The organism is Odoribacter sp. (genome assembly GCF_985060555.1).
Genome location: NZ_CFKYFN010000042.1, coordinates 1 through 3,994, shown reverse-complemented (window position 1 = coordinate 3,994; position 3,994 = coordinate 1). Strand labels below are relative to the sequence as shown.

The following is a 3,994-nucleotide window of genomic DNA, read 5'->3' as shown; positions in this document are numbered from 1 at the left end:
CACCTGCAGAACTCACTACATGGTCTACTTTACCGAACTGTCGGATCAGACTGTATTCGTTTTCGTTGGTAACGACAATGCTGGAGGATCCGATGATCAGCAGCACCAGTACCAATAGAATCAGAGATATATTTTTTAATTTTTTCATATTATTAAAACTGCCTTTCTGTAGACAATGATTATTGTGCGGTTTCAGGGGTGCTGTTTTCCGTGGAAGAACCGGTTGTCGTACCTGTGAAAGATTCCAAAGGATAGAAGGTCTGTGTATTGCCGTTTGGACTTTCGATGACTACTTTGAGATCCGGCAGGACTTCTTCCATGGTCTCGTAGAACATGCGCTGTTTAGTTATTGTCGGGTTCTTGATATATTCCTCGTACATAGCGTTAAAACGCGCAACCTGTGCAGTAGCCTCATTGATGCGCTCGGCCTTTTGCGCCTCAGCGTCTTTGATGATACCGTCGGCCTGTGCCTGCGCCAGAGGAAGCTGTTCATTGCGGTATTTATTGGCATTGTTCAGAGCGGTTTCTTTCCCCTGCTTGGCGGTTTCCACAGCCTTGAAAGCTTCCATGACTTCGGAGGTAGGCGGCTCGGAATCCTGGATCGTGATATTTACCAGTTGGATACCGATATCCTGTTCGCTCAGACGCTCCAGAATCATTTCTTTAATAGCAGCCTGAATCTCATTTTTACCGGTGGTCAGTACGTCATCTACCGGATAGCTGCCGATGACAGTGCGGATACAGCTCTGGCTGATGTTACGCAGGATCAGCACAGGGTCTTTGGAAGCATAGACTGCTTTTACCGGATCGCTGAAGCGATACTCTACGAAGAAATCGACGTTGACAAAATTGTAATCGGAAGTGATCATGAGAGAATCGTCGGTTTCCGAAGAATTGGAATCTACATCATATCCCAGGGAAAATCCCTGAATGGTGGTATTTACTTTACGAACCTGCTGGATGAATGGTATCTTAAAATGAAGTCCGGGATCCGTTACCGCTTTGGCCTGGCCTAAAGTGATCAGAACCGCCTGCTCCTGTTCACGGATCTGGTAAGTGGAATTAAAAGCAAAAATAGCGATTACCAGAATCACAAGAATGATGCCGGGGACTTTCCACCAGCTTTTTTTCGTTTTTGCTGCTTCCGCGGTGCCGGAACCTAAATCTTCAAAGCCGTTCTGGCGATTACGGAAGGAGTTGAATTTTTTCATAAATATGCTCCCTTCTCATTGTAATTCGTTTATTGGTTGTATATTTTACTATATTAAAGGATGAATGAAAGGAAGGCAATGGAAAATTCTGCACGATAAAGAGGGTTAATGCCGGATTCTTATCAGTTGCAAAATTATTCCAGTCGTAATATGATGAAAACATGTGGGATGAAAATTATCATATTTTAAAACCACAACAGAAATTACAGTAGAAAAGGATGGAAAAGATGAAAGTATATACTTGTTTTCCCGGCGGAAAAGCCAAAGCTCTGACCATGAGTTATGATGATGGTAAGTTACAGGATAAGCGGCTGATCGGTATTTTTAATAAATACGGGATCAAGGCAACCTTCAACCTGAATTACGGACAGGTCGGAGAGCGGCCCCGTATGACCTTCGAGGAAATGGAAGGATTATACGACGGTCATGAGATCGCAACTCATACCATGACCCATCCCACCATTGAGAGATGCCCACTGGTGGAAGTCGCAGAGGAACTGTTGGAAGACCGGAAAGGTCTGGAGAAATGGACCGGCCGGATCATCAGAGGACATGCATATCCCAACGGTTCTTACAGTGAAGAGATCAAACAGCTGTACCGTCAGTTGGGCGTGGCTTATGCCAGAGTGGTAGAGACGGTTCCGGATTTTGCACTGCCAAAGGATCCGTTGGAGTGGCATGCTACCTGCCATCATAATGATCCGAAGCTGATGGAGTACGCGGAATTTTTCGCCGATTTCAAGAAGAGCCAGTACCTGAAGCTGATGTATGTCTGGGGGCACAGCTACGAGTTCGATAATAATGACAACTGGGATGTGATCGAGAACTTCTGTAAATACATGGGCGGCAGAGACGACATCTGGTACGCCACCAACATCGAGATCATTGATTATATGGATGCAGCGAAACGTTTACAGTTCTCTGCGGATTACGAAAAGGTATATAACCCCAATGCCTGCAGCGTATGGCTGCAGTTAAACAGTGACAAGTGCGTGGAGATCGAGGGCGGAACCCTGGTGGATCTGAATACATTGCTGTAAAAAGTTAAGCCGGATAGCGATGACTGTCCGGCAGGTGTGCTGGAGAATACACTGATGAAAACCATAAAACTTGCGGACAGACAGTAAGAAAGATAGGATAGTAAAGACCGGATGGTGAGCTTATTTTTTGATAAGTTGTCGTGCAATTTATTAGAATGGAATTTTTGAAAGAGCCAGCACCTTGAATGGGCTGTCTCTTTCAATGTCACCTGTAATTGACAAACTTGAATTTATATAATTGGTGTGCCTATGTGCTTATCTATTCTCCATTGTGGAGGATTTCCATCATCAGCCCAGTATTCATCCATTGACGTAATTTTATCATTTGCTGTTCTTATGAATGACACCACATGGAAATATACACTTCTATCTTGGGGATAAACTTTTGTTACCGTGATGAATAAATCGCCTATCACTTCAACTCGTTCAACTGTTCCATCCCAATCACCTGGATATTCACAGTTTGCAATAATGAACTCATCGACCGTAAAGTGTTCGTTGGAACAATGCCAATTCACATACGCATCTTTGTGAAAAAAACTTCTGATTGTGTTCTCATCTTGAGCCAACACAGCCTTAATAAAACTGCATACATCCATAATTACTTACCTCGTCAAATTCCGATTTTCTCAATTCTCCAAACTGGAAATTAGCGATTTCTTTTTCCGGTATTCTCTGTCCCACGGATTTCCTCATGATAGAAATAATCTACAATCACCGGATGCCCCTGCGGGACTCTGCCATAAGGCATTTCATTATCCACAAAGGCACAATCATACTTCTTAGCCATTTTCTCAGCTTTTACTTCAAGTGCTTCAAAGTAGCTGCGGTTATGCTTGTTATAGATCTCGTCGTAAAGTGGTACAAGATCAGGATATTGTCCGGCGATATAATCCATAATTGTCTTTTTGAAACCGCCTCGAAGATTGAGATTTTCGAGCCAGAACAGATCGCACTGATCCTTTACCCGCTCAAAGATTGCTTCAAAATCCGTGATACCGGGAAATACCGGGGATACGAAACAGACTGTACGGATACCTGCTTCATATACCTGCTTCATAGCAGCGATACGCCGCTCAATGCTCGAAGCAGAGTCCATATCGTTCTTGAAATTTTCATCCAGTGTGTTGATCGACCATGAAACGGTTACACGTCCAAGCTTCTTCAGCAGATCAATATCCCGTACCACAAGATCCGACTTTGTGCAGATCAGAATATCTGCGTCACTGCCGATCAGCTGCTCCAGAAGTTTTCTGGTATTCCCGAATTGCTCCTCCTGTGGATTGTAGCCATCCGTCACAGAACCAATGACCACCCGCTGTCCGGCATATTTCTTCGGATTTTTAATTTCCGGCCAATGCTTTACATCAAGGAAAGTACCCCATTTCTCCGTGTGTCCGGTAAAGCGCTTCATAAAAGAAGCATAGCAATACTTGCAGGCATGTGTACAGCCCACATAGGGATTGACCGAGTAACCGCCTACCGGCAGACTAGACTTAGTCATGATGTTCTTTGTTTCCACCTCACGAATGAGGATTCCATTTATTACTTCTTCCATGATTTCTGTACCTCTAACACTTTATTAAATTCTTCCGGCATTTCCTGAATCATATTTTCATCCCCTATGATAGGGACAAGGTCTTCCTTCATAAACACCGGAATGCCGAGCTTATGTGCCTGGTCCGCCAGAGACCATGCCCATTCCGGCTCCGTATGAATCTTCCTGCTCTGAGCTCCGGTCAT

The 3,994-nt window shown here is 44.2% G+C and carries 4 protein-coding genes and 1 pseudogene; 1 reads left to right on the top strand and 4 read right to left on the bottom strand.

From position 1 onward, the window contains the following. Nucleotides 1-179: 179 nt before the first annotated feature. The gene (gene hflK / locus AC5RDS_RS05715; RefSeq protein ID WP_494222256.1) at nucleotides 180-1,211 is read right to left on the bottom strand and encodes an FtsH protease activity modulator HflK; all 1,032 of its coding nucleotides are present in this window, start codon (nucleotides 1,209-1,211) and stop codon (nucleotides 180-182) included. Between the two features lie 218 nt (nucleotides 1,212-1,429). Here hflK and AC5RDS_RS05710 point away from each other — a divergent pair, with 218 nt between their 5' ends. After that, nucleotides 1,430-2,251: a polysaccharide deacetylase family protein gene (locus AC5RDS_RS05710; protein ID WP_494222255.1), complete on the top strand. Its 822-nt coding sequence runs from the start codon at nucleotides 1,430-1,432 to the stop codon at nucleotides 2,249-2,251. Between the two features lie 230 nt (nucleotides 2,252-2,481). Here the strand turns inward: AC5RDS_RS05710 and AC5RDS_RS05705 are convergent, their stop codons facing one another. From AC5RDS_RS05705 to AC5RDS_RS05695, 3 genes and pseudogenes are all read right to left on the bottom strand, one after another. Then, entirely contained in the window at nucleotides 2,482-2,850 is a 369-nt protein-coding gene (locus AC5RDS_RS05705; protein WP_117465138.1) for a nuclear transport factor 2 family protein, read from the bottom strand. A gap of 50 nt (nucleotides 2,851-2,900) precedes the next feature. Next, nucleotides 2,901-3,809 carry a radical SAM mobile pair protein B gene (locus AC5RDS_RS05700; RefSeq protein WP_494222254.1) on the bottom strand — a complete coding sequence of 303 codons (909 nt, stop codon included), beginning with the start codon at nucleotides 3,807-3,809 and terminating at the stop codon, nucleotides 2,901-2,903. Beyond that, nucleotides 3,797-3,994, bottom strand: a pseudogene (locus AC5RDS_RS05695) (hypothetical protein); the annotation flags it as partial. The gene AC5RDS_RS05700 and the pseudogene AC5RDS_RS05695, both read right to left, overlap by 13 nt.